Origin of the sequence: Pseudonocardia sp. CA-142604, assembly GCF_050948475.1 — a bacterium.
GTDB lineage: Bacteria > Actinomycetota > Actinomycetes > Mycobacteriales > Pseudonocardiaceae > Pseudonocardia > Pseudonocardia alaniniphila.
Genome location: NZ_CP192045.1, coordinates 3,679,029 through 3,703,021, shown reverse-complemented (window position 1 = coordinate 3,703,021; position 23,993 = coordinate 3,679,029). Strand labels below are relative to the sequence as shown.

The following is a 23,993-nucleotide window of genomic DNA, read 5'->3' as shown; positions in this document are numbered from 1 at the left end:
CCTCCGCGCACACGCTTGTCGCGGCTCGACGGATTGCGCCCGCAGACAGCGTCAACTAGACGATTCGGCAGCATCATGCTGCACTGGTCACAGCTCGTCCAGTAACGATCGATCACGTCGGATGAACGTGATCAGATGCGGCCAGAGAGGGCAAGAATGTCCAGAGGCAAGGATGCCGCCACCCCGTCAGCTGGACGATCCGCTGCCCCACTGGACGACGTCGACCAACGGATCCTCGCCGGACTACGGAGCGACGGCCGGATCTCGATGTCGGCGCTCGCCGATCAGGTAGGGGTCTCCCGCGCCACGGCCTACACACGCGTCGAGAACCTGGTCACCTCCGGCGTGATCAGCGGCTTCAGCGCCCGGGTCGACCCGCGCAAGGTCGGGTTCGGGATCTGCACCCTCGTCTTCGTCACGGTGAGCCCGCAGACGTGGGCCTCGTTCCGGCGCCGGGTGACGGAGATGAGCCAGGTCGAGTACTGCGCCGTCACCACCGGCCAGCACGATGCGATGCTGCTCGTCCGCGCCCGGGACGTGGCCGAGGTGCACCATTTCGTCACCGACGTGCTGTCGGTGCTGCCCGAGATTCGCGCGGTGGAGTCGGTGCTCGTGATGGACGAGGTGGTCCGGCGGCCCTACCTGCTGCCACAGGACGTCCCGACTTCTCCGCCCCCGACGCAGCAGGTAGGCATGACGCGGTTCATCCGGGCGGGCGAGGACCACGCCGGGCTGGACTAGGCCCGGATTTCCGTGCAGACGCTGACCTGATCGCCATCGGCCGTGCGGAAGTCCTCCACCAGCCGCAGGCCCTCGTCGTGCAATTCGATCCGGCTCTCCGCCGCACCGCCCACCACCTCACCCGTGGCATCGACGACGTGCGTGAAGCTGATCGAGATGCGCCGCTCCACACGCGTGCCGACGAAGCGGCCGATACGCACGGTGTCGCCTTCGTACTCTCCCCACACCATGCCGTCGCGCTCGTGGTACTCGAAGACCGTGGGCGAGGACGGATCGACCTCGCTCGCCGTCGACGACACCATGGCGAACCGAAGCCCGTCCAGGTCGATGTCGGACGCGGGTTGACTGATGGCCATATGAGGATCATGGACCATCTGTCTCGTTCGTCATCGCCGCGATGAATCGCCGATCTCTGCAGCGAGCAGCCGGGTCGCCGCCTGCTCGACAGGGTCCATCGCCCCCGACCATCCCGCGACGCGAACGCCTGCGGCGGCAACCTGCCGGGGCGACTCAGGGACGGCGAGGCCGTCGGCGCGCAGGTTGACGATCGACTCGACGAGCCGGAAGGCCAGGTCGCCCGCCGGTGACGGGCCTCCCGTGAGCGCCTCGGCCGCCGCGACGTAGCAGCTACGCAGCCGCTCGCGGGCGGCCTGGAACGGCAGGAACCGGGGGCGGCGCAGCTCCGGTGCCAGGTACAGGACGCCGACGTTCCACGGCGCAGTGGCGAGCTGCCCGCCGTCGTGCAGCGCCAGTGCGAAGAGCCGGGCCGCGGCCTGGTCAGGTGTGATCACCTCGTGACGCAGCAGCGCGTCGGCCACGGGCAGCACGGGGATCACGGTGCTCGACAGCAGCGCGTCGAGGATGTCGTCCTTCGTCGCGAAGTGGTGGTACAGCGACGCCTGCCGGATACCGACGGCCTCGGCGATGGCGCGCGTGGACGTGTACGCGAAGCCCTGCACCGTGAACAGCTCGGCCGCGGCGTCGAGGATCTGCTCGCGCCCGGTGCTGCCCGGGCGCAGCGGCCGGGTGTGCCGGGGACGGCCGGGTCCGGAGGTCACGGGCCGATCCTGCCACGCGTCATCTCCCTGTCACATGACAGTTATCCGGCAACGACGACGTAACCCGTCGGTCATCGGAAGCGGCTGGATCACGTCGAAAACTGTCGTCCAACAGGTATCCGACTCCGACTGGGGTTCCGATGACGGCGACGCTCCCGCAGACCACCCTTACCGACGACGACGATCTCAGCGGGCTGGGTTACCGGCCCACGCTCCACCGCAAGCTCGGCCGGTACGCATCCTTCGCGGCGGGCTTCTCCTTCGTCTCCATCCTCACGACGATCTTCCAGCTGTTCGCGTTCGGCTACTCGTTCGGCGGTCCGGCGTTCTTCTGGACGTGGCCGCTCGTGCTGGGCGGTCAGTTGCTCGTGGCGCTGGTGTTCGCCGAACTCGCGGCGCAGCTGCCGCTCTCGGGCGCGGTCTACCAGTGGTCGCGGCGCGTCGGCGGGGAGACCGTCGGCTGGTTCGCCGGCTGGTACATGGCGCTCGCGCAGGTCGTGACGGCTGCTGCGGCGGCGATCGCGCTGCAGGTGGTGCTCCCCCAGCTGTGGGACGGCTTCCAGCTGGTCGGCGGCGACCCCGCGCTGACGTCCGTGACCGGTGCGACCAACGCGGTGGTGCTCGGCGCGCTGCTGCTCACCGCCACCACGGTGATCAACTCGATCGGGGTCGGCATCATGTCGCGGATCAACTCGATCGGCGTGACCTGCGAGATCGTCGGCGTCATCGCGGTCGTACTGGCGCTGGCGACGGCTGCCCGTCGCGGACCCGAGGTCGTCACCGACACCTCGGTGCTCACCGCCTCCGATCTCGGCGCGACCGGAGCGTTCCTGGTGTCGGCGCTGATGGCGGCGTACGTGATGGTCGGGTTCAACTCGGCGGGAGAGCTGTCGGAGGAGACCCGCGACCCGCGCCGGACGGCCCCCCGCACGATCCTGTCGGCGCTGCTCGTCTCAGGTATCGGCGGCGCGTTGATGCTGCTCACGGCGTTGATGGCCGCGCCGAGCCTCACCGACGGCCGGCTCGCCACCGAGGGCCTCCCCTACGTCATGACGGCGGTGCTCGGCACGTTCTGGGGCAAGGTGCTGCTGGTCGACGTCGCGATCGCGATCGTCGTCTGCACGCTCGCCATCCAGACCGCGGGCTCCCGGCTGGTGTTCTCGATGGCCCGTGACGGGCAGCTCCCTGCGGCGACGCGCCTGGCGCACGTGGACCCGCGCCGCGGTACGCCGGTGTGGCCTTCGGTGGTGATCGGGGCGCTGGCGGTCGGGCTGCTCGCGATCAACATCGGCAACGCGGCGCTGTTCACGACGCTGAGCAGCGTCTGCATCGTGATGATCTACCTGGCGTACCTGCTGGTGTCGGTACCGACGTTGATCGCCCGCCTGCGTGGCCGGTTCACGGCGAACGAGCCGGGGCTGTTCTCGCTGGGCCGCTGGGGGGTGCCGATCAACATCATCGCGGTGCTCTACGGCGCCGCGATGGTCGTCAACCTGTCGTGGCCGCGTTCGGAGGTCTACGACCCGACCGGGGAGCACCCGTGGCTGACGTTCTCCGCACCCGCCGTCGTGGTCGGTGTCCTGCTGCTGGGCCTGCTCGCGCGGCGGTCGCGGAAGGCGTCGGCATGACCACCGCGACGACGGCGGGCGCCCGGTCCCACGCCCGCGCCCAGCACGGACGAACGGTGCCGACGATGCGGCACGTGCCCCCGCCCAGCGGGCTGACCTGGTCGGAGACCGTCGCGTTCGGCCGCTACACGACGATGGCGCTGGCCCGCGGCACCCGGCTGCGCCTCACCGACACCGACGGCGACGCGTGCGTGTCGATGCTGCTGCACCGCACCGGCGCGCTGCACGAGCGGCTCAACGTGGCCGACACCGTGAAGGTGCCGTGGCAGGTCTACCTCGGCACCGGGCACCCGCTGCTCAGCGACGCCGGCCGGCTCATGGCCACGATCGTCACCGACAGCTCCGGCCACCACGACGCGCTCACCGGGACCACAACGCGCGCCGGCAACACCGAGCGCTACGGCGCGGGCGCCGCGCAGTCGGCATCGCCCGCCGGCCGCGAACTGCTGCTGCTCGGCGTTCTCAAGCACGGCCTCGGACCGCGGGACGTGCCGCCGTCGATCTCCTTCTTCCAGGGCGTGCGGGTCGAACCGGGCGGCGCGCTCACATTCACCGGTAGCGCCGGGCCGGGCACCGCCGTCGACCTGCTGCTGCAGATGGACCTGGTCGTCACGCTCGCCAACACCGCGCACCCCCTGGACCCGCGCGCCGAGTTCACCGGCAGCGCCGTGGACGTCCACGCCTGGTACGCGCCCGACGAACTGGCCGCGCTCGCCGCCGGCGAGCTGGGTCCCGAGCACCGGCGGGCGCTGGAGAACACCGAACACGACCTGATGGCGAGGAACCCCCGATGACAGTCGTGCTCGAGGAGACGGTGGCCGCTCGCGCGCCGTGGTCGGCCGTGGTGGCCGCAGGCGATGTACTCACGATCATCGACCTGCACGGCAACCAGGCCGTCGACTGCCTGCTCTACTCGGCAGCCGACACGGCCGTGCGCTACTCCGCTGCCGAGACGATCCGGCGGCAGCGTTCGATCGTGCTCACCACCGGCTCGGTGCTGCGCGCCGACACCGGCGCGGCGCTGATGACCGTGGTGGCCGACGAGGTGGGCATGCACGACACGCTCGGCGGCGCCTGCTCGCAGGAGTCCAACACCCTGCGCTACGGCGAGCACACCCGCCAGCAGCACGCCTGCGTCGAGAACTTCCTGCTCGAGGGCGCGCGGTGGGGGCTGGGCAAGCGCGACCTGGTCAGCAACATCAACTGGTTCATGAACGTGCCGGTCGATCCGGACGGCGCATTGGGCATCGTCGACGGGCTGTCCGGGCCGGGGAAGCGGGTGTCGCTGCGCGCGGAGATCGACACGCTCGTGCTGGTGTCGAACTGCCCGCAGGTGAACAACCCCTGCAACGGCTTCGACCCGACGCCGGTGTCGATGGTGGTGACCCGATGATCGTCCTGGTCGCCAACCGCGGGGAGATCGCCTGCCGGATCCTCCGCTCGGCCCGCGAGCTGGGCATGGGCACCGTGGCGGTGTTCTCCGACGCCGACCGCGGCGCCCCGCACCTCCGCCTGGCCGACGTGGCGGTGCGGATCGGACCGGCACCTGCCCGGGAGTCGTACCTGCGCGCGGACGCGATCCTCGACGCGGCCGCGTCGACCGGGGCCGGCGTGATCCACCCCGGTTACGGCTTCCTCTCCGAGGACGCCGCGTTCGCCGCCGCTGTCGAGGCGGCTGGGCTGGTGTTCGCCGGCCCGACGCCCGAGCAGCTACGTGTGTTCGGCACCAAGCACACCGCCCGGGCGGCTGCGCGGGCAGCGGGCGTTCCCATGATCGCCGGGTCGGACCTGCTGCCCGATCTGGCGGCCGCTCGCTCTGCTGCCGCTGACATCGGCTTCCCGGTGATGCTCAAGGCAACCGGCGGCGGTGGCGGCATCGGCATGACCGTGTGCCGCACGCCCGCCGAGCTGCCCGCGGGCTACGAGCGCGTCGCACGGCTGGCCGCGTCGAGCTTCGCCACCGCCGGCGTGTTCGCCGAGCGGTACGTGGAGCGCGCGCGCCACGTCGAGGTGCAGGTGTTCGGAGACGGCACCGGCCGGGTCGTCAGCCTGGGCGACCGGGACTGCTCGCTGCAACGCCGCCACCAGAAGGTCGTGGAGGAGGCACCCGCGCCGGGGCTGCCCGACGAGATGCGCGCGGAGCTGCACCGCAGCTCCCGCGCGCTGTGCGCGGCGGTCGGCTACCGCAGCGCCGGCACGGTCGAGTTCGTCTACGACGCGGAGCGCGGCGCGGCCTCGTTCCTCGAGGTCAACGCGCGGCTGCAGGTGGAGCACCCGGTGACGGAGGCCGTCACCGGCGTCGACCTGGTCGCGTGGATGCTGCGGCTGGCGATGGGCGAACGGGACGTGCTGGCCGGCGTGCCCGACGCCGTTCCCGTTCGTGGATCTGCGGTGGAGGCCCGTGTCTACGCCGAGGACCCGGCGCGCGAGTACCAGCCCAGCGCCGGCACGCTGACGAACGTCCGGTACCCGGGAGGCGTACGCGTCGACGCGTGGGCGGAGACCGGCAGCGAGGTATCGACGGCCTACGACCCGATGCTGGCGAAGATCATCGCCGCGGCACCGGACCGTGGAGGCGCGTTCACCCGGCTCGCCGCGGCGCTCGCCGACACCCGCATCGACGGCATCGAGACCAACCTCGGTCTGCTGCGCGCGGCCGTCGTCGAGCAGGAGGTGCTCGCCGCCCGCCACCACACCGGCACCCTCGACGGGATCGGCGACTCCGAGCCGCGGATCACCGTGGAGCGGCCCGGGATGCTCACGACCGTGCAGGACTGGCCCGGCCGGGTCGGGTTGTGGCAGGTGGGCGTGCCGCCGAGCGGACCGATGGACGACCTGTCGTTCCGGCTGGGCAACGTCGCACTGGGCAACCCGGAGGGTGCGCCGGGCCTGGAGGCCACGGTGAGCGGGCCCGCCCTGCGATTCGCGCACCCGACGTACGTGTGCGTCACCGGCGCCCCGGTGCGCGTGACGGTGAACGGTGCCGACGTGCCGTGCTGGACGCCGGTGCTCGTCCCGGCCGGTGGGCAGCTCGACGTCGGCACCGCCGAAGGGCCGGGACTGCGCACTTACGTGCTGGTCGCAGGCGGGCTGGACGTGCCGGCGTACCTCGGCAGCGCGTCGACGTTCACGCTGGGCCGCTTCGGCGGTCACGCCGGCCGGGCTCTGCGCACCGGCGACGTGCTGCGCACAGGAGTGGCCTCGACACCCGTCGGGCCGGTGAAGCACCGCCCGGCGATGAGGCGCGACTGGGAACTGGCGGTCACCGAGGGCCCGCACGGCGCTCCGGAGTTCTTCACCCGCGCCGACATCGACCAGCTGCACGCCACCGCGTACGAGGTGCACTTCAACTCGGCGCGCACCGGCGTCCGGCTGGTCGGGCCGCGACCGGCCTGGGCGCGACCGGACGGCGGCGAGGCCGGGCTTCACCCGTCCAACATCCACGACACGGCGTACTCGGTCGGGGCGCTGGACTTCACCGGAGACACCCCGATCCTGCTCGGCCCCGACGGACCCAGCCTCGGCGGTTTCGTCTGTCCGGTCACGGTGGTGACCGCGGAGCGCTGGAAGCTCGGCCAGCTGCGACCCGGCGACACGGTCCGGTTCGTGCCGGTCCGGGCCGTCGACGCACCGTCGCGAGCAGCGCTTCCGCCGCGCCGCCCGGCCCGCACGGGCGGCGACGGCGACGACGGCGTGCTGCGGCGTGGAGACGGTGTCACCTACCGCCGCTCCGGAGACGACAACGTGCTCGTCGAGTACGGCGAGATGGTGCTCGACCTCGGTCTGCGCGCCCGCGTCCACGCCCTGCACGAGCGGCTCGCCGAGCTGGACCTGCCCGGTGTGGTCGACCTGACGCCCGGGATCCGGTCGCTCCAGGTCCACGTCGACCCCGACGTGCAGCCGGTGCCGAAGCTGCTGGATGCGCTGGTGGAGATCGAGGCCGACCTACCGCCGACGTCGGCGCTGGTGGTCCCGAGCCGGACGGTGCGATTGCCACTGTCCTGGGACGACCCGGCCACCCGGGAGGCGACTCACCGCTACATGGCAGGCGTGCGCGCCGACGCGCCGTGGTGCCCGTGGAACATCGAGTTCATCCGGCGGGTCAACGGCCTGGGATCGGTCGACGACGTCCACCGGACCGTGTTCGACGCCTCCTACCTGATCCTCGGCCTCGGCGACGTCTACCTCGGCGCGCCCGTCGCAACGCCACTCGACCCGCGACACCGGCTGGTCACCACGAAGTACAACCCGGCGCGGACGTGGACACCGGAGAACGCCGTCGGGATCGGCGGCGCCTACCTGTGCATCTACGGGATGGAGGGGCCAGGCGGCTACCAGTTCGTCGGCCGGACCACCCAGGTGTGGTCCCGGTTCCGCCCGTTCGACGCGGGGCACCCGTGGTTGCTGCGGTTCTTCGACCGGATCCAGTGGTACCCGGTGAGCGCGGCGGAGCTGCTGGATCTGCGAGCCGACATGGCCGCCGGGCGCGGGCACGTCGAGATCACCGACGGCGAGTTCTCACTCGCCGAGCACGAGGCGTTCCTGGCCCGCGAGGCCGGACCGATCGCCGCATTCCAGGCACGGCAAGCAGCGGCGTTCGCGACCGAGCGGGCGGCCTGGGCGGCCGCGGGCGAGTTCGACCGCACCGACGTACCATCGGCACCGGTCGTGGACGCCGCGGCGATCACGGTCCCGCCGGGCGGAACGGTCGTCGAAGCCCCGTTCGTCGCGAACGTGTGGCGCGTCGATGTGCAGCCCGGGCAGCACGTGGAGGCCGGGCAGGCGCTGCTGGCACTGGAGTCGATGAAGATGGAGACGGCCGTCGTCGCGCCGTGCGCCGGGGTGGTCGACCAGGTGCTGGTCCGCGCAGGTTCGCAAGTGGACGCGGGCGAGGCACTGGTCGTGCTCGCCGGAGCGCGGGCGGAGGCGGCATGACCCCCGGCGAACGAGTACGGGCCGCCTACCGCGCGATCGCGGCGGTCGACCGACCGGAGATCTGGATCTCCCTGCGGCCGGAGGCGGACGCGCTCGCCGACGCCGCAACCGTCGACCCCGCGTCGCCGCTCGCCGGCACGGTCGTCGCCGTGAAGGACAACGTCGCGGTACGCGGCCTGCGCACCACCGCGGGCTGCCCCACCTTCGGCACGGTCGCGACGGCCGACGCACCCGCGGTCGCCCGGCTGCGGGCAGCAGGGGCGGTGGTCATCGGCACCACTAACCTCGATCAGTTCGCCACCGGACTGGTCGGCACCCGCAGCCCGCACGGCCCGGTACGCGACGCCCGGCGCCCCGACCGGATCTCCGGCGGCTCCAGCTCCGGTTCGGCCGTCGCGGTCGCGCTCGGGCTCGTCGACATCGCAGTCGGCACCGACACCGCCGGATCCGGACGGGTCCCGGCCGCGTTGCAAGGGATCGTCGGGATCAAGCCCACACCCGGCGTCGTGCCCACCGAGGGTGTGGTGCCGGCGTGCCGGTCATGGGACTGCCTGACCGTCATGGCCAGGGATCTGCCCACAGCCGAAGCAGCGATGGGTGTCATGGCCGGCGGTGCGCGTAGCTGGCCCGCCGACACCCCGCTGGCCGCGCCGCCGGTCCCACGCGTCGCGGTCCCGCACGGGCTACCGAGCCTGCCAACCGCATGGGATGCCGTGATCGGGTCGCTCGACGCCGCCCGGATCGAGGCCGTACCGATCGACATCGGCCCGTTCCTGGAGGCAGCGCGACTGCTCTACGACGGTGGCCTCGTCGCCGAGCGGCACGCCGCCGTCGGTGGGTTCGTCGACACACACCCCCACGATGTCGACCCGGTTGTGGCCGCGATCATCGGGTCGGCAGGCGGCATACCCGCCTCGCGGTACGTGACCGACATCGCGAGGCTCGCAGAGCTGCGGGCGGCCGCGATGGCGGCCCTCGCCGGCCTCGACGCGCTGCTGCTGCCCACCGTGATCGAGCACCCGACGATCGCGGAGGTCGCCGCCGACCCGGTGGGCGTCAACACGCGACTGGGCACCTACACGAACTTCTGCAACCTCTTCGACCTCAGCGCGGTGGCCGTGCCGGCGGGAACGATGGGCGACGCGCAGTTCGGAGTGACCGTGCTCGGCCGCCCGTTCGCCGACGCCGTCGTCGCCGACATCGCTCGGCGGATCATGATCCCGACGACGCCCCCGCGGCTGCAGGCCGGCGGGCTGCCCGAGCCCGTCACAACCGCCGTGCCCTGGCCGATCACCGCCGGCGCGGCCGCCGTGCCGCTCGTCGTCGTGGGCGCCCACCGCAGAGGGCAGCCGCTCGCGGCCGAGCTGGAGCGCCGCGGTGCATGCTGGGACGGCATGGTCCGCACCGCGCCCACGTACCGGCTGCTCGCGCTCGACACCGTGCCGCCGAAACCGGGCCTGGTCCGCGCTCCCGACGGCGCAGCGATCGTCGGGGAGCGTTGGATGATCTCCCCCGCCGGGCTCGGCACGCTGCTCGCCGAGCTGCCGCCACCGATGCTCCTCGGGCCCGTGGAACTGGCCGACGGAACATGGAACGTGGGCTTCGGCTGCGCCGCGGACGTCACCGGCGAAGACATCACCTCCGCGGGAGACTGGCTGGCGACGCTGCGCCCGGGTTGATGTCCCCGACCAGCGGGAGCCGGACCGGGTCAGGAATATCCGCGGACGTGCCGTCACCTGTCGGGCACACACTTCTCATGCCGCCGGCCGTCCGGCTCCTAATTCCCGTGTCGCGCGCCGACCGCCACCGTCAGAGACGCATCGACGGCGCGGCCTCCGCGAGCTCTTGCAATGGCGAGCTTGGCACCGTAAGCAGGATTCTCGGGCGCCCACTGCGCCGCGGCCGCATATTCCTGTGTCGCCTCGGTGTAGCGACCGAGGCGAAAGAGACACAGGCCGCGAGCATCATGTGAGAATTCGTGTATCAACTGCTCGTCGTAGGAGGGTCCGAGGTCCGGCAGCTGGGCCGGGTCGAACGCGAGAATGCGATCCAGCGGTACAAGAGCCTCTTCGTAAGCGCCTCGACGGATCAGCGCGCGGCTGTGCAGCCACAGCAGCACGCAGTTGTCGCCGTATAGTTCGAGACCCTCGGCGAGCAGAGCTTCCCCATACCCATGGTCGCCATCGTGCTCGCGCATCCGTACAAGATCGGCGTAAAGCAGAACCGCAAGGGGATCCCGCCATGGCTTGGCGCGGGCGACTTGCAGTCCGCGCTCCAGCACGCGTTCGGCCTCACTCGCATCGCCGAGGCCTTCCAGAACACGGGACAGGTGATGCCAGACGAACAGGTTGTCGGGGTCCACCTCCAACTGGCGGCGCAGCAACGGCAGGTTGCGCAGGTGCTTGCGGGTCTGGTCACCCTCGTAACCGAAGTGGACGAGCTCCAGGTCGCAGGGCAGTATCCCGCGGCCGTCCGAGTCAGCGACCGCATGGATCGCCGGCACCACCTTCTCGTGGATCACCCCGTCGAACCGGATCCGCGGATCGTTGCGCCACAGCCGGTACTCCCGATATGGCGTCGCGCGAGGCGAAGGACGCAGCAACAGGCGAAACGCCAACGCGTCCGTCCGGCGCAGCAGGGCCTCGACAGCTGTCCGCTCGACCGGTTGCAACTGTTCGTCGGCGTCGATGTAGAGGATCCATTCACCGCTCGCTGCGTCGAGCGCGGCGTTACGCGCAGCGGCGAAGTCATCGCACCACTGGAAGTGGCGAACAACCGCGCCATGAGCTGCCGCGATCGCCGGCGTCTCATCGGTTGATCCGGTGTCGACGACGATCACCTCATCGGCGATCGACTGCAGCGACCGCAAACAGTCACCAAGGAATTTCGCCTCATTGCGGACGATCATCGCCGCACTGATCAAGGGACGGGCTACCACAGCGATGTCCTGGCCCCGCTAGTCGCCGCACCGCTCGTGGGCGACCTTCTTGTGGTCGGCCCACTTGTGGTCGCCCTTATCGTGACCGGCCGGTCGCGTCTGGTTGGGGAAGGACTGCTTGGTGACCTGGTTGGGAAAGGTCTGGTTGGGAAACGCCTGGTTGGGGAATGCCTGATTAGGGAACGTCTGGTTGGGGAAAGTCTGATTGGGAAAGGTCTGATTGGGGAAGGCCTGGTTGGGCAAGGCCTGACCGGGGCACGTGCGGCTTGGTGCGGCGAGCGCAACGGAGTTCATGCTGAAGGCGCCGACCACCGGCACCATGAAGGCGGCGGCGGCCATCTTCTTGATGAAGGCACGTCGATTCTGTGAAACCGACTCCAGAAAGTCAGCTCGAAGCGGATCCTGACCTTGCACGGGTCCTCCCTGCCATGTCGTCCGAACCGGAAGCCGCAGTGTTCCGCCCAGATGGCGGGTTCGTCCATATCGGTCACACGGTGGTGGTGGTGGTGGTGGACGAATCGTCACCGGGTGTCGACGGCGATCATTGCTGCGCCGAGCAGGAGACAAAGGCGATCTTGCGAGGGAGAGGAACCGACCGGAGAAGATCAGAGCCACGTGGATTTGATCTCAGGTAAGGGATCTCCCCGCCATCTCACCCGAACGGGAAAAGGGGCACCGTTGCGATCAGGTGGCACGAGGATCATACTTCGCCACTTGTTGGATACGACGCGCCGACCACCTGTAGTGGTCCTGACCCCGATCACGCCCCAACTCACCGGGAATGGGTTGGCGATGCGTGTTGCCCGTGTCGTCGAGTCCGCCGCCGAGGACCGTGAAGTGGTCGTCGTCGTCGTTCCCGTGGCGGGCGAGCCGCTTGGCAATACGACGATTCCCGGAGTGCAGCGGGTGATCCGTATACCGCCCGGGGCCGGGGCCAACCCGCGGCCTGCTCTGATCAGGATGCTTGCCCAACCGGTATGGCGAGATCGGCTGCGGGTGTCGGGCATTCTCCCTCGGGCAGCGCGCGCAGCACCCCCGATGCTTGCCGACGACATCTTCTCAGCACTCGGCCGTCCGACCGGGTGGGCCGTGCACGTCGCACGGGCCGGCCTGGCCCCGCTCGGGGTCGCGCTAGCCGAGTTGCTCGACGCCCCGTTCGCGACATTGGACCTGGATGACGACGACGAGACGCTCCTTCGACGCCTCGGCGAGGATGCCGAGGCGCACGCCCACCGGAGGTTGCTGTACGCCTTCGCCGGATGCTTCTCCGGGATATGGCTTGCGGCCCCGCAGGAGGCGGCGGCCGTTGCAGCCCGGCACGGGGTCCCGACGGCGGTCCTCCCCAACGCCATTCGCATCCCGACGAGCCCGCAGCGTATGCCGTCGAGTCCGCCGGACCTGTTGTTCGTCGGAAACCTGTCGTACCAGCCGAACGTCGACGCGGCGACCGCCCTGGTGGAGCAGGTGCAGCCCAGCGTCCGAGAACGCACAGGACTACCGATCACGGTGTCGGTGGTCGGCCATCACGGCGGCGACCCACGAGTCCTGTCACTCAGCCGGCACCCCGGGGTGATGATTCGAGGATTCGTGAGTGACCTGACGGAACTGTATGCGCGAGCGTGCGTCGTCGTGGCTCCCCTGACGGATGCCGCGGGCACGCGGATCAAGCTCCTCGAGGCCTTCGCGCACACGGTTCCGGTTGTCGCGACACCCGCGGCCGCCGCCGGTCTCGCCGTCCAGGACGGCACCCACCTGTCCGTGGGCCGGACTTTCGCGGAGCTCGCCTCGCACGTCGCCATGGTGCTGGCCGACCCACAGGCGGGCGCCCGAATGGCCGACGAGGCTCGGCGGTACGTCGAGGGCAACCACTCCCCGCAGATCGTCGCCGCGCAGGTGCACACCCTGCTGCGTAGGGCGGCAGAAGCGGCGGAAAAGGCCCGCTCTGCCGGGCCCACGCGGACCACAGGACGCATTCCGGTCAGCCAGGCGGCCAACGCCGAGACCGAGTCACCTGACTGATACGTCTTGGCGCAAATCGCCGGTACTTCTCGGGCGAGCCCGGCTACTTCGATCCGGAACAGGGCGCACTCGGACTCAGCTCACCAGCCCCTGCCGGCTCAGCGCCTCCAAGCAGCCCATCGTCGCTTCCAGCGGCGGATCGGTCAGCCCGAAGGCGGCCGCCACGAACCCGGCGATCGCGTCCGCGTCATGTGTGCCGTCGCAGAACTGGAGAACTACGGCGGCGGAGTGGTTGAGGTGATGGACCGTGTCCGTGGACTCGGAGAAGACAACCATCCCGTCGTCGAGCTCGTTGAGGTCAAGCCCTTCGACCATCTTGGGCTGGACTGAAAACATGATCACTCCTGGCAGCTTCGACCGGAAGCCCGGCTCGTCGGAGCGCCGAATATAGCCCATTACCTGGACGGCACGGCGCTACGACGAGCCGTTGCCCCTAATGAATTACCTCACCGTCGAGTCTGCGACGATGAGCGGCATTACCTCACCACCAACCCCACACCGCCGTCGAATTCTGTCCAGTTGAAGCGGCACGCAATGGGCGGCCGGGTGACCGTCGGCGGTCGACGGCGGCCCGTTGTCCGGCAATCCGCCCGAGGCGCAGCGGGAGTCGACATCAGCCTGTCGGCGTGATGCCTCAAGCACCTGCAAGAGCTTCGAGGGCCGAGGTGAAGCACGGCATCGAGGCCCGGACCTTCCCGATCCCGACCATCCCGATTCCGGCCTCCTTGTGCATGACGGCCGTGGTGATCAAGGGAGCGATTCCCGTCGACACGACCTTGCGGATGTCGATTCCCACAGGCACTCCTTTGAAATCCCAGTTCGGGATCGGCATGTTCGGGTTGTCGGCGACCACGATCTCCGACTGCTCCTCGCTGGTTGCGAGAGCCTCGGCGAAGCCGCCCTCACCCGTTCCGACCAGTTGCTGCACTGCTGGAGCCGCGACCGCTACCAGGCCGCCGAAGCCGTAGGCCTCCACGATGGCGCTGTCACCGCAGTCCGGGCATGCATCCGCGTCGGTGAATCCGGGGAAGTACAGCGTGTCCAGTTCCTCCTCGGGCCCGGTGAACCATCTGTCGCCGAGTCCGCTCACCCGGATGGCGAACTCTCGGCCGTTTCGCGTCATGCAGGTGACGACGCTGCCCGCATTGACGGTGGCTGCGGCGTCCAGCGTCGCTTTTCCGGCCGCCATCCCGAGCGTGAGGAAGAAGTTGACGTTTCCGGCGAGGAACTCCAACACCGACTCGATTTGTTCTTGAGGCATCCCGACCCGCACGAGCTTCGGTGCGAGCTCTCTGAACATCAGACTCGATGCGGCCATGATGCGCACGTGGAAGTCATCACCCATGGTGACCGCCTGGGCCAGAATGGGGTTCACCGCCAGTCCGCCGCCGGGGAGCAGCTTCAGTGCTTCCGAGAGGCCGGCGCCGAGGACGTCGCGCATCCACACCAGGTGGTCGCCAACGGACTCGTCGTAAACGCCGAAGCGCAGGACCTTGCCCTCGCCCTCGTGCATGCTCGTGTAGGCGCGGTTACCCTGCGTGGTGTTTTCGACCACGAACACGGGGATGCTTCCGGTCAGTATGCCGCCCATCGCCCCAACCGCGTGGAAGTCATTATTGGGGGCGAACTGAACCTCTTCGGAGCACACCCGACGCGCCGCGGCCTCGTCCTGCGCCCAGCCTTCGAACAACGCTGCTCCGATGGCTGCGCCCTGCACCGGGCCCGGCATGTCCTCGAATGCGATCGGCGGACCAGCGTGCAGAAGGAGCCTCTCATCCAATGCGGGAATGACAGTCTTCGCAGGTACCACGTCCACGAGTCGTGGTTGAGCGTCGATGATCTTCTGCGCGACCGCCGCATTCGCCTCGTCGACTGAACTGTATGTCGCCATGATGGTTTCCTCCGTTCACTTCAGGGCGTCGATGAGCGCCTGGAGCTTGCGATCGCCACCCGCGACGGGCCTCCAGTCGTAGTGGACGACCTGCGCGCCCAGGTGGAGCAGGGGCTCGGCGAACTCACGCAGACCGATGTTGATGATCCGCAGCGGTTCCGAGAGCAACCGCCGTATCGGCTCGGGTGAGGCCGGTGAGACCGTCCGTGCATCCCGTCTCTGCAGGATCGCCACAGCGTGGCGAACCGCAGCGGCATTGCTGGGCAGTACGGCGACGCCTGCCTGTTCGAGGATCAGCGTCTGCGCACTCACGGACTGCGGGTCTCGTTCGGTGCCACACACCGAGGCCACCACGGCGAGATCCCGGCCATCCGCGTGGAGCTTGGCCAGACCGTCGACGATGGCAGCGGCGAGCGGTCCGGCCGGATTCGAGTTGGCACCGTGACCGAGCACCACGTCCAGGAGGAGGACCGCGTTCTCCGGATCGTCGAAAACGGCGGCGATGCGCTCGGCGCGCAACGACGGGTCGATCATCGGATGCAGCCGGCCACAGGTGTACTTGTCGTCGCCGAGGTCGATCACCTCGTGGCCAGGGTCGGTACTCGTGGTCGGGCCGATCAAGTCCTCGAGCAACATGGCGGCCTCCGCCGCCAAGGTCCCTCCGGTGTAGAGAGCCTTGATCCGTCGCTGCTCGGGACCGAGCGCGACCATGCGGAAGGCTCGCATGCCCGCCAGCTCCACGGCCACTCTCGCCGTCTCCTCCAGCGTCCGCGCGTAGTGAACGTTTCCCTCGACTCCCCCAGCGCGTTCGCCCAGCAGATTCGCGACGACCGGCTTGGACAGCTCGCCGGCGACACCGATCACCTCGTCCCGCACGCTCGCAGCGGGAGGCTTGCTGATCAGTACGACGACATCGGTCGCCGCATCGGCATCCAATGCCCGCAATGCCTGCAGGCACATGGTTCCGCCGACCTCGGCGCTGAGATCGCGCCCGCCGAGGCCGATGGCGTGGGATACCCCCGAACCCAGACGATCGATATGCACCATGACCTCTTGCAGTCCGGTTCCGGAGGCTCCGACGAGCCCGATCGACCCGTCTCGGACAACGTTGGCAAAACCCAGCGGAAGCCCGCCGATGCGCCCTGTCCCACAATCGGGCCCCATCACGAGAAGTCCGCCTTCGCGCGCCTTTCTCTTGAGCTCGACCTCGTCGGAAACACTCACGTTGTCACTGAAGATCACGGTGTGGATTTTCCGGTCCAGGAGCCGATGCACCTCGGGTGTCACGTACTGCCCGGGGATGGAGACGATGGCGAGGTCCACCCGGCCGAGGATGCCCGCCGCCCGTTCGAGGGAGCGAACCGAACGCAAACCCGACCGGCCGGACATCGACGCCCGGTAGCACAAGAATTCGTCTACCTTGGCCAGCAGCGAGTCGCCGACCGAAGCGTCTGCGACATCGGCCGCGATGACGAGGTCCGTCGGCTCGGCACCATCCAGATCAGGGGTGTCGAGCCCGGCATTCCGCAGGATCTTCTTGTTGGCCGATGTGCCCATCATGATCGACACTCGGTTCACGCCATCAGTGCCGTTGAGCGTGTTGCTCAACTGCATGAGCCTCAACGAATCCTGATAGGTGTTCGACTTGACGATCGAGTAGAGCATGCCACGCTGCTCCTTCACCGTTCGGCAAATGGATACACGGGCGAATCTGCCCGCCCAGGATCTCACGGATCGAAACTCCGGGCGAGATGATCTAGGGCCTGTCCACCTCGTGAGGTCTGCAATGAGCGCGGCGAGACTCCGGACGCTGCCGGCAAACCACGGTCACGACGCTGCTCACGTCCGGGGTGGGGGGTCAGCCGCTGGTCCGGTGGCTGGTGATGGACGTCGCCGTGACGGTGCCGTCAGCAGCGGTCGTGCCGGCAACCGACACCGTCACGCCCGCGAGGAGCCCACCGAGCCCGTCGGTCGTGACGGTTGCGGTCGGCGGCACCGTCACGGTCACCACCTTCCCCGCGACGTCGGTGAGGGTGAGCGTGGAGCCCGAGATCGACTTCACGGTGCCGATCGCGACCGGCGCGGCAGCCCCGCGGGCGCCGCCCGTCGCTGTGCCGTCCGCCGCCGGCCCGCCCAGGGTGCCGGCTCCGCGGCCGCGACTGGCGGCCGATGCGGCCACCAGCCCCTTGTCGTGGGCCTTCTGCACCGCAACTCCCCCAGCGAACGTCAGCGCGGCCACGATCAGTGCGACCAGCACGGCAGTCAGCCGGTTCGTTCGCCTGGGCGTGTCCCAGTTCTCGGCGAACAGGTCGTCGTCGACGGGGTCGAGGTCGTCCGTGGGCTCGGGGTCGTCGGCGGGCTTGGGGCGCAGCGCGACCGTCTCGTCGTGGGGCCATCCGGCGGGCGGCATCGGCGTCCGGTCGTCGGCAGGTGAGGACACCATTCGTTCCTCCGTCACTCGTATTTCAGGGCGTCGATCGGGCGCAGCGACGCGGCACGGTTGGCGGGATAGATGCCGAAGAACAGCCCGATCGACACCGAGACGCCGAACGCGAGCACCACCGAGTACGGCGCGACGATCAGATGGAACGTGCCGAAGCTCAACTGCCCGACACCGACGCCGATGAGCACACCGATCAGGCCGCCGAACACCGAGAGAAGCACTGCCTCGAGCAGGAACTGCCCGACGATGTCGTCCTTCTGCGCGCCGATGGCCTTGCGGATGCCGATCTCGCGGGTCCGCTCGGTAACCGTCACCAGCATGATGTTCATGACGCCGATGCCACCGACCAGCAGCGAGATCCCCGCGACCCCGCCGAGCAGGATCGTGAAGATCCCGGTGATCGAGCCCAGCGTCGCAAGGATCGAGCTCGGGTTGAAGACCGAGAAATCCTCGTTGGCCGCCGTCACGTGGTGGCGGGTGTTGAGGATGTCGGTGACCTCGGCCTGCGCAGCACCGACGACGTCGGCCGAAGCGGCTTTCACCGTGATGCTGCTGACCGTGCCGTAGCCGGTCAGGGTGTCCTGGACGGCGGTCAGCGGGGCGATCACGCGGTCGTCCTGGTCCTGCGGGCCGCTGCTGCCTTTTGCCGTCAGGATCCCGACGACCTGGTAGGCGCTCCCGTTGAACTGGACGGTCTGCCCGACGATGGACAGGCCGTCGCCGCCGACGAGGTCGGTGGCCACCGTGGTGCCGAGCAGCGCGATCCGGCGCCTCGCCGTGTAGTCGGAGTCGGTGATCGCGACGCCGGCCTGCAGGGTGTCGTTGTTGTTGACCAGGTAGCTCGGCGTCGTGCCGGTGAAAGTGCCGACGGTGTGCGAGGCGCCCTCGAAGGTCGCTGCCACCGACGGGGCGGTCACCACCGGCGCCACCGAGACCACGTCCGGTGCTGACGTCGGGTCCACGAGGGACTCCGCGTCCTGCAACGTGAGCTGCGGCTGCTGAACGAGCGTGCCGTTGTCCACAGTGGATGGCGCGGCCGCACCGGGCCTGCCTGCACCGCCCCCCGCTCCGCCCGCCCGGGCCACGCCGCCCCCGCCGAGCGCCCCCAGCCCACCACCCCCGCGCGCCCCGCCACCGCGACCACCCGCGCTCGTCGAGGTGGACGTGATCGTGAGCGTGTTGCTGCCCAGGGAGCTGACCGAACTCTGCACCGACGCGCTCGCGCCCGTCCCCGCTGCGATGAGGATGATCACGGCCGCGACACCGATGAGGATCCCGGACATCGTCAGCAGCGACCGCAGCTTGTTCGCCATCACCCCGCGAACGGCGAAACGGGCGCACTGCCGCAGGTTCACGAGGTACCCCGGGCCGCAGACAGGCGGTCCGCCGACCAGCGCGGGGGTGGGCCCGACACAGGCGCGGAACGCTCGTCGGAGCGCACCTTCCCATCACGCATCCGCAGCACCCGCTTGGCGTGCTCGGCCACTTCCTCCTCGTGGGTGATCACCACGAGCGTGCGGCCGGCGACGTTGAGGTCGTCGAAGAGCGCGAGAACCTCGGTGGTGCTGTGGCTGTCGAGCGCCCCGGTCGGCTCGTCGGCGAGCAGGAGGACCGGGTCGGTACAGATGGCCCGCGCGATCGCCACACGCTGCTGCTGCCCGCCCGACAGCTGCGACGGCCGGTGGTTCGCGCGCGCCGCGAGCCCCACCTGGTCGAGCGCGGCCAGCGCCCGGCGGCGCCGCTCACCGGGCCGCACCCTGGCGTAGGCCAGGGGCAGCTCGACATTACTCACCGCTGCCGTCCGCGGGATCAGGTTGAACGACTGGAAGACGAAACCGATCTTGCGGTTGCGGATGATGGCCTGCTGTCGCTCGTCCAGACGGCGGGTGTCGACGCCATCGAGCAGGTACCGCCCCCGGGTCGGGGTATCGAGGCAGCCGATGATGTTCATCAGCGTCGACTTGCCGGAGCCCGACGCCCCCATCACCGCGACGTAGTCGCCGCGCTCCACCAGGAGGTCGACGCCGTCCACGGCCCGAACGACGGTGTCGTCGCTGCCGTAGATCTTGGAGACGCCCTGCAGCGCGATGACCGGGCGCGCCGGGCGGGTCACCCGCGTCACCCGCCGGCCCGCGGGAAGCCCGCGCCGGCGCCCGCCGCGGTGGGAGCGGTGGTGCTGGGCAGCACCAGCACATCACCGGCCTGGACGCCGCTGGTGATCTCGGTCTGGGTGTCGCCGACGAGCCCGATCGTCACCGGCACAACCGTGTCGGTGCCGTTGCGCTGCACCGTCACGGTGTGACGGTCACCGAGCGAGGTGATCGCCAGGTTCGGCGCCTCCAGCACATCGGTGGCGGACCCGGCAGCGATGTTCAGGCTCGCGGTCGAGCCCACGCCAACACCCGGCGGGGCCGTGTCGAGAGAGACCTGGATCGGGTAGAGCACGACGTTGTTCGTCACCGTGCTCTGCGGCGTGATCTGGGTGACCGATCCCGTGGCCGTGGTGTTGGTGGCAGGGAACATGATCGTGGCCTTCTGGCCGAGCTTGATCTTGGCGGCATCGGCTTCGGCGATGTTCGCGGTGACCGCCAGCCGGCTGAGGTTGGCGATCGTGATGAACCCGCTGCCCGCCGACGTCGCCGCCGCGGAGGCCGCGCTGCCGGTGGAAGACCCGGTGCCGGCGCTGCCGGTGGTCGACGCGCTCGGCCCTCCGCTCGACGACTCACCCACCTTCCCGTTGACGGCCAGCACGACCCCGGCCTGGGGCGCGAGCAGGCTGGTCTGGTCGACGCCGAGCTGGGCGTTGTCGACCGTCACCTGTGCCTCGTCGACGCTGGCGGCGTAGCCGGCGATCTGGTCGTCGGTCATCGGGTGCAGGTCCGCCTGCTGGGCGAGTTGGGCGTTGGTGACCAGGCCCTGGTCGGTGATCACCGTCTGCTTGGCGGTGGCGATCGCTTGGTTGTCCTTGAGCAGGGTGTCGTCCTGGGTCTGCTGGGCCGTGGTGACGGCCTGCTGATCGGCGTCGACGGTCGTGGCCTGGGCCTCTTGTGCTGCGGTGACGGCGAGCCGGTCCTTCTGGAGGACGGAATCGCGGGTCTGTTCCGCGTTGTCGAGCGCCTGCTGCTGTGAGTTGCAGTCCGTGCGGGAGACGGTCGTGAATGCGACCGGGGCGGCCATCGTCGTATGAGGTGTCGCCGACGAAGAAGGTTGCGGCGTCGGACGCGGAGTCGACGTCGGACGAGGTGGAGCCGGCGGAGAAGATGCCGCCGGCGGACGAGGTGCCACCGACGAAGGCGTCGCCGCCGTCGTCGTGCCCGCGCTCTGGCATGTCTTCAGCGCTTGCTGGGCCTGTTCCACGGAGGCCTCGTGGTTCGCCTGGTCGACACCGAGCGAAGCCTGCGCGCTCTTCACGCTCGTGTCCGTCGAGGCCTGGTCGTCGGACAGCTTCTGCTGCGCGTTGCTGATCGCCGTCGCCGCAGACGTGGTGTCAAGACCGAGCTGGTTCTGCGCCGTCGTCACGTTCGCGTTGGCCCCGTCGAGTTCGGCCTGGGCCTGGGTGATCGCCGCCTTGTCCTGCTCGCTCTTCACCGCCGTCGGGCCCGAACGCGCCTGGGCCAGCGCCGCCTTCGCGCTGGCGAGCTGGGCCCGAGCCGTCTCGAGGCTGCCCTTCGCGCTGGCCGGGTCGACCGTCGCCAGCACCTCCCCGAGGGTCACGGTGTCGCCCGCCTTCACCTTGACGGCCGTGACCGTGCCCTGGGCCTGGAAGCTCACCGGCGTGCTCACCGAGGACTCGGTGTTGCCGCTGCCCGTCACGCTCGACGTCACCGTGCCCCGGACGACGGCGGCGGTGCGCACGGCCACGGTCGGGTTGCTGGGGTTACCGATGAGGGTGAACGCGAGCACGATCGCGAGGATCAGCAGAACGATCAGGATCAGGTTGAGCCACTTCGTACGCGGCGTCATGGAGTCCACGCGGGAGCGCAGCCTTCCCCACCGCGAGGGCGGCGGGCCTACCGGCTGGACGGAGATGCGCTCCGTGACGATCTCGCTCATGCAGGAGCCTCGGCCCACTGCAGACCACAACTCAGAATGACGTCCTCCTCGAACAGGTGCCGCGCGGTCAGCGCGGAGCGTCGCGGAGCGTGGCGCCGAAAGATCGGAATCACCTGTGGACTCACTGGGAGAACCCACTGAGTTGATCTCGGGCGAGGACGCGGGTTCGGACATGGATGCGGTCGACGTCCCGCACCCGGGTGCCGTAGCTCTCCGGCCACCCAGCGGCAACAGACTCCGAGCTCATGGGACCGCAACGGCGGCGGCCCTCCCGGGCCCGCCGGGCCCGCGGTCTCCCTCGTGGCACCTTCCGGCCGGAGTGCTCTCGTTCGTTTGCCACCATCCGGGAAGTGGCTGACGGACGCGGGGCCGCTTTCTCCATGCTGATCTGTCTGCGCCGAGGGATGCGCTCGCCGACCGCCGAGCTCCTGCCCACCCGACGTCCGCACTCGCGAACGCCGGGCGCACACGCGCCGGCACATCCGCACGTCACAGGAGACGCATGAGCCGCCGACGTCACACACTCGCAGCAGTCCGAGCGCACTGGGCGAGAGCATGAGGGCCGCGCTGGCGCGGCGGTGGTGGGCAGCGGGGGTCTCGCACCGGGTCGCCGTCCTGTCGTGGGTGCTGGCGGTAGCGGGGCCGCTCCTTCTGACCCCGGCCTTCTCGTGGCTCGACGCGTCGCCGGACGCCCCGCACGATGACCGGACCACTGCGGTCGTTCGCACCCACGAGGGCGACGTACAAGGTGTGGACCACAACGGTGTCGGCATGTTCCTCGGCATTCCCTATGCGGCGCCGCCGGTCGGCGACCTCCGGTGGCGACCACCGCAGGAAGTCGAGCCGTGGACACAGACGTTGGCGGCGACGAAGTTCGGCAACTGGTGCCCCCAGCAGCAGCCCGGCGTCTTCGCCGCGCCGAGTACGACCGAGGACTGCCTGTATCTGAACGTCTTCACCCCTGGCCCGGAGCCCAGCACATCGGACAAACGGCCGGTGATGGTCTGGTTCCATGGCGGCGGTCTGATCAGCGGTGAGAGCAACGACTACGACGGCAGCAAGCTCGCCCAGCGGGGCGGGGTGGTGGTCGTGTCGCTGAACTACAGGGTCGGCGCGCTGGGCTTCTTCTCCCATCCGGCGCTCAACGCCGAAGGCCACCCCCACGTGAACTACGGCGTCATGGACCAGCAGGCCGGCCTGGAATGGGTGAAACGGAACATCCGCGCATTCGGCGGTGACCCGAACAACGTCACGATCTTCGGCCAGTCCGGCGGCGGCACAGCCGTCATGGCGAACCTGCAGTCGCCGCTGTCGAAGAACCTGTTCCAGCGCGCCATCAACCAGAGCGGGACACGCATCACCGTCACACAGCCCTCGACGATGCTGAAGCTCGGCGAGGATTTCGCAACCGCCGCCGGATGCGCCGATCAGACCGCGGCCTGCCTGCGCTCCTTGTCCGTGGACCAGGTGCTGGCGAACCAGGCAGGGATCACCAGCGTGGTGCCCGACTTCCCGTCGGTGGACGGGACCGTCATCACCCAACCGGCGTTCGAGGCGTTCCGCGACGGGAACTACAACAAGGTCCCGATCCTGAACGGGCTCGTGCGCGACGAGCAGGCGTTCTTCCTGCCCGAACTCACCACGCACGTTCCGGCGACAGCCGAGGATTATGACCGCTACGCGGCCTCGTTCGGCGCAGCCCACAAGGACGCGCTGCTGAATGAGTACCCGCTAGCGAACCACCCAAGTCCCAGCCTTGCCCTGATCGCGATGGCACAGGGCGCCAAGGCCTGCACGGCGCGCAGCCTCGACCAGCAATGGGCCGAGCATGCCCCGCTGTACGCCTACGAGTTCCAGGACCGCACCGCGCCGTCGTACTTCCCGCCGGTGAGCTTCCCGATGGGCGCCTACCACACATCCGAGCTGCAGTACCTGTTCCCCCTGTTCCACGGCGGTCAAGGGACAGCACACCCGCTGAACACGGAGCAGGAGAATCTCTCGGACGCCATGGTGGACTACTGGACGAACTTCGCCCGGTCCGGATCACCGAACGGCGCCCGGAGTGGAGAAGGTCCGCCGGCCTGGAGCCGCTACTCCGCTGCCGAGGACAACGTGCAGATCCTCGACCTGCCCGCACCGAGGGCGGCGGCAACTGGTTACGGGAGCGAGAACGCCTGTGAGATGTGGGACCCCATCCTGTCGTGGAACTGACCATCCCGACGGCAGCAACCTCTGCACACGGCGGGGCTTGCCCTGATCGCGCGATCCGGCTGTGCGGCCGGCGGGG

At 69.5% G+C, this 23,993-nt stretch carries 19 protein-coding genes; 8 read left to right on the top strand and 11 right to left on the bottom strand.

Features of this window, described 5'->3' with window-relative positions; translation table 11 throughout:
• Positions 1-156: 156 nt before the first annotated feature.
• Positions 157-741 carry an Lrp/AsnC family transcriptional regulator gene (locus ACQPZQ_RS16890; protein ID WP_433296766.1) on the top strand — a complete coding sequence of 195 codons (585 nt, stop codon included), beginning with the start codon at positions 157-159 and terminating at the stop codon, positions 739-741.
• Here ACQPZQ_RS16890 and ACQPZQ_RS16885 read toward each other — a convergent pair.
• Positions 738-1,097, bottom strand: a complete 360-nt coding sequence (locus ACQPZQ_RS16885) for a hypothetical protein (RefSeq protein WP_433296763.1) — start codon at positions 1,095-1,097, stop codon at positions 738-740. The genes ACQPZQ_RS16890 and ACQPZQ_RS16885 overlap by 4 nt on opposite strands.
• A gap of 30 nt (positions 1,098-1,127) precedes the next feature.
• Entirely contained in the window at positions 1,128-1,799 is a 672-nt protein-coding gene (locus ACQPZQ_RS16880; protein WP_433296760.1) for a helix-turn-helix domain-containing protein, read from the bottom strand.
• A gap of 140 nt (positions 1,800-1,939) precedes the next feature.
• On the opposite strand from ACQPZQ_RS16880, the gene ACQPZQ_RS16875 reads away from it, so the two are divergent.
• Genes ACQPZQ_RS16875 through atzF form a run of 5 tightly spaced genes read left to right on the top strand, consistent with a single transcriptional unit; the run spans position 1,940 to position 10,041 of the window.
• A complete protein-coding gene (locus ACQPZQ_RS16875; protein WP_433296758.1) occupies positions 1,940-3,427 on the top strand; it encodes an amino acid permease in 1,488 nt (495 codons plus the stop codon).
• A complete protein-coding gene (locus ACQPZQ_RS16870; protein ID WP_433296756.1) occupies positions 3,424-4,221 on the top strand; it encodes an urea amidolyase associated protein UAAP1 in 798 nt (265 codons plus the stop codon). Before ACQPZQ_RS16875 ends, ACQPZQ_RS16870 begins: the two co-directional genes overlap by 4 nt.
• Positions 4,218-4,820: an urea amidolyase associated protein UAAP2 gene (locus ACQPZQ_RS16865; protein WP_433296754.1), complete on the top strand. Its 603-nt coding sequence runs from the start codon at positions 4,218-4,220 to the stop codon at positions 4,818-4,820. Before ACQPZQ_RS16870 ends, ACQPZQ_RS16865 begins: the two co-directional genes overlap by 4 nt.
• Positions 4,817-8,362: an urea carboxylase gene (uca, locus tag ACQPZQ_RS16860; protein WP_433296752.1), complete on the top strand. Its 3,546-nt coding sequence runs from the start codon at positions 4,817-4,819 to the stop codon at positions 8,360-8,362. The genes ACQPZQ_RS16865 and uca overlap by 4 nt, the downstream gene beginning before the upstream one ends.
• On the top strand, positions 8,359-10,041 hold the full coding sequence (gene atzF / locus ACQPZQ_RS16855; RefSeq protein ID WP_433296750.1) for an allophanate hydrolase: 1,683 nt from the start codon (positions 8,359-8,361) through the stop codon (positions 10,039-10,041). The genes uca and atzF overlap by 4 nt, the downstream gene beginning before the upstream one ends.
• A 98-nt stretch (positions 10,042-10,139) precedes the next feature.
• On the opposite strand, the gene ACQPZQ_RS16850 is transcribed toward atzF, so the two are convergent.
• Positions 10,140-11,270 carry a glycosyltransferase gene (locus tag ACQPZQ_RS16850; protein WP_433296748.1) on the bottom strand — a complete coding sequence of 377 codons (1,131 nt, stop codon included), beginning with the start codon at positions 11,268-11,270 and terminating at the stop codon, positions 10,140-10,142.
• Positions 11,271-11,318: 48 nt separating this feature from the next.
• On the bottom strand, positions 11,319-11,714 hold the full coding sequence (locus tag ACQPZQ_RS16845; protein WP_433296746.1) for a hypothetical protein: 396 nt from the start codon (positions 11,712-11,714) through the stop codon (positions 11,319-11,321).
• A gap of 378 nt (positions 11,715-12,092) precedes the next feature.
• Here ACQPZQ_RS16845 and ACQPZQ_RS16840 point away from each other — a divergent pair, with 378 nt between their 5' ends.
• Positions 12,093-13,319 (top strand): glycosyltransferase, encoded by a 1,227-nt coding sequence (locus ACQPZQ_RS16840; protein WP_433296744.1) that lies wholly within the window; start codon positions 12,093-12,095, stop codon positions 13,317-13,319.
• A 75-nt stretch (positions 13,320-13,394) separates the two neighbouring features.
• On the opposite strand, the gene ACQPZQ_RS16835 is transcribed toward ACQPZQ_RS16840, so the two are convergent.
• The 7 genes from ACQPZQ_RS16835 to ACQPZQ_RS16805 form a co-directional block, all read right to left on the bottom strand.
• The gene (locus ACQPZQ_RS16835; RefSeq protein WP_433296742.1) at positions 13,395-13,655 is read right to left on the bottom strand and encodes a PqqD family protein; all 261 of its coding nucleotides are present in this window, start codon (positions 13,653-13,655) and stop codon (positions 13,395-13,397) included.
• Positions 13,656-13,953: 298 nt separating this feature from the next.
• Entirely contained in the window at positions 13,954-15,210 is a 1,257-nt protein-coding gene (locus ACQPZQ_RS16830) for a DUF1116 domain-containing protein (RefSeq protein WP_433296740.1), read from the bottom strand.
• Positions 15,211-15,225: 15 nt separating this feature from the next.
• A complete protein-coding gene (fdrA, locus tag ACQPZQ_RS16825) occupies positions 15,226-16,875 on the bottom strand; it encodes an acyl-CoA synthetase FdrA (RefSeq protein WP_433296738.1) in 1,650 nt (549 codons plus the stop codon).
• 193 nt (positions 16,876-17,068) lie between these two features.
• Positions 17,069-17,653: a hypothetical protein gene (locus ACQPZQ_RS16820; RefSeq protein ID WP_433296735.1), complete on the bottom strand. Its 585-nt coding sequence runs from the start codon at positions 17,651-17,653 to the stop codon at positions 17,069-17,071.
• A gap of 11 nt (positions 17,654-17,664) precedes the next feature.
• Positions 17,665-19,008, bottom strand: a complete 1,344-nt coding sequence (locus ACQPZQ_RS16815; RefSeq protein WP_433296733.1) for an ABC transporter permease — start codon at positions 19,006-19,008, stop codon at positions 17,665-17,667.
• Positions 19,005-19,766 carry an ABC transporter ATP-binding protein gene (locus ACQPZQ_RS16810; protein WP_433296731.1) on the bottom strand — a complete coding sequence of 254 codons (762 nt, stop codon included), beginning with the start codon at positions 19,764-19,766 and terminating at the stop codon, positions 19,005-19,007. The genes ACQPZQ_RS16815 and ACQPZQ_RS16810 overlap by 4 nt, the downstream gene beginning before the upstream one ends.
• Positions 19,767-19,771: 5 nt before the next feature.
• Positions 19,772-21,706, bottom strand: coding sequence for an HlyD family efflux transporter periplasmic adaptor subunit (locus ACQPZQ_RS16805; protein ID WP_433296729.1), 1,935 nt, complete (start codon positions 21,704-21,706; stop codon positions 19,772-19,774).
• A gap of 555 nt (positions 21,707-22,261) precedes the next feature.
• Between ACQPZQ_RS16805 and ACQPZQ_RS16800 the strand changes: the two genes are divergently transcribed.
• A complete protein-coding gene (locus ACQPZQ_RS16800) occupies positions 22,262-23,917 on the top strand; it encodes a carboxylesterase/lipase family protein (RefSeq protein WP_433296727.1) in 1,656 nt (551 codons plus the stop codon).
• The last annotated feature ends 76 nt before the right edge of the window (positions 23,918-23,993 follow it).

Bases quoted from the DNA above. Each gene is read 5' to 3' on its own strand.
- ACQPZQ_RS16890 (WP_433296766.1), top strand. From the start codon at position 157: ATGTCCAGAGGCAAGGATGCCGCCACCCCGTCAGCTGGACGATCCGCT.
- ACQPZQ_RS16885 (WP_433296763.1), bottom strand. From the start codon at position 1,097: ATGGCCATCAGTCAACCCGCGTCCGACATCGACCTGGACGGGCTTCGG.
- ACQPZQ_RS16875 (WP_433296758.1), top strand. From the start codon at position 1,940: ATGACGGCGACGCTCCCGCAGACCACCCTTACCGACGACGACGATCTC.
- ACQPZQ_RS16870 (WP_433296756.1), top strand. From the start codon at position 3,424: ATGACCACCGCGACGACGGCGGGCGCCCGGTCCCACGCCCGCGCCCAG.
- ACQPZQ_RS16865 (WP_433296754.1), top strand. From the start codon at position 4,218: ATGACAGTCGTGCTCGAGGAGACGGTGGCCGCTCGCGCGCCGTGGTCG.
- uca (WP_433296752.1), top strand. From the start codon at position 4,817: ATGATCGTCCTGGTCGCCAACCGCGGGGAGATCGCCTGCCGGATCCTC.
- atzF (WP_433296750.1), top strand. From the start codon at position 8,359: ATGACCCCCGGCGAACGAGTACGGGCCGCCTACCGCGCGATCGCGGCG.
- ACQPZQ_RS16850 (WP_433296748.1), bottom strand. From the start codon at position 11,270: ATGATCGTCCGCAATGAGGCGAAATTCCTTGGTGACTGTTTGCGGTCG.
- ACQPZQ_RS16840 (WP_433296744.1), top strand. From the start codon at position 12,093: ATGCGTGTTGCCCGTGTCGTCGAGTCCGCCGCCGAGGACCGTGAAGTG.
- ACQPZQ_RS16835 (WP_433296742.1), bottom strand. From the start codon at position 13,655: ATGTTTTCAGTCCAGCCCAAGATGGTCGAAGGGCTTGACCTCAACGAG.
- ACQPZQ_RS16830 (WP_433296740.1), bottom strand. From the start codon at position 15,210: ATGGCGACATACAGTTCAGTCGACGAGGCGAATGCGGCGGTCGCGCAG.
- fdrA (WP_433296738.1), bottom strand. From the start codon at position 16,875: ATGCTCTACTCGATCGTCAAGTCGAACACCTATCAGGATTCGTTGAGG.
- ACQPZQ_RS16820 (WP_433296735.1), bottom strand. From the start codon at position 17,653: ATGGTGTCCTCACCTGCCGACGACCGGACGCCGATGCCGCCCGCCGGA.
- ACQPZQ_RS16805 (WP_433296729.1), bottom strand. From the start codon at position 21,706: ATGAGCGAGATCGTCACGGAGCGCATCTCCGTCCAGCCGGTAGGCCCG.
- ACQPZQ_RS16800 (WP_433296727.1), top strand. From the start codon at position 22,262: ATGAGGGCCGCGCTGGCGCGGCGGTGGTGGGCAGCGGGGGTCTCGCAC.